Annotated in this window: 1 pseudogene; it reads right to left on the reverse strand. The window is 67.6% G+C overall.

Features of this window, described 5'->3' with window-relative positions:
* Window positions 1–1,019 (reverse strand): annotated as a pseudogene (locus DMB42_RS52715) (DNA-directed RNA polymerase subunit beta); the annotation flags it as partial.

Genomic DNA, 1,019 nt, shown 5'->3' on the forward strand with positions numbered 1-1,019 from the left:
GTTCTTGCCGAGCGCCATCTCACCGTTGTCGGTGCAGGGGCCGTCGGCGATGACCTGGTTGACCTCGACCCGGTCGCCCTCGGCGACGATGGGCTTCTGGTTGAAGGAGGTGCCCTGGTTGGAGCGCTTGAACTTGGCGACCCGGTACGTCGTACGCGTGCCGTCGTCGTTCATGACGGTGACGTAGTCGGCGGAGACCTCCTCGACCACGCCGGCCTTCTCGGCGCTGATGACGTCGCCGGCGTCGGTCGCGGCACGGTACTCCATGCCGGTGCCGACCAGCGGCGCCTCGCTCTTGAGCAGCGGCACCGACTGGCGCTGCATGTTGGAGCCCATGAGCGCGCGGTTGGCGTCGTCGTGCTCGAGGAAGGGGATCATCGCGGTGGCGACCGACACCATCTGGCGCGGCGACACGTCGATGTAGTCGACCTCCTCCGCACGCGCGAGCTCGGTCTCACCACCCTTGGTACGGACCAGGACGCGCGGCTCGGCGAACGAACCGTCGGAGTTGAGCGTCGTGTTGGCCTGCGCCTTGACGTAGCGGTCTTCCTCGTCGGCCGTCAGGTAGTCGATCTGCTCGGTCACCTTGCCGTCGACGACCTTGCGGTAAGGCGTCTCGACGAAGCCGAAGGCGTTGATCCGGCCGTAGGAGGCCAGCGAGCCGATCAGACCGATGTTCGGGCCTTCAGGGGTCTCGATCGGGCACATCCGGCCGTAGTGGGACGGGTGCACGTCACGGACCTCGAAGCCGGCCCGCTCACGGGACAGACCACCGGGGCCGAGCGCGGACAGACGCCGCTTGTGCGTCAGGCCGGCCAGCGGGTTGGTCTGGTCCATGAACTGCGACAGCTGCGAGGTGCCGAAGAACTCCTTGATGGAGGCCACGACGGGACGGATGTTGATCAGGGTCTGCGGCGTGATCGCCTCGACGTCCTGGGTGGTCATCCGCTCGCGGACGACGCGCTCCATGCGGGCCAGGCCCAGGCGGACCTGGTTCTGGATGAGCTCGCCGACGCTGC

Source organism: Nonomuraea sp. WAC 01424 (assembly GCF_003947315.1).
GTDB lineage: Bacteria > Actinomycetota > Actinomycetes > Streptosporangiales > Streptosporangiaceae > Nonomuraea > Nonomuraea spiralis.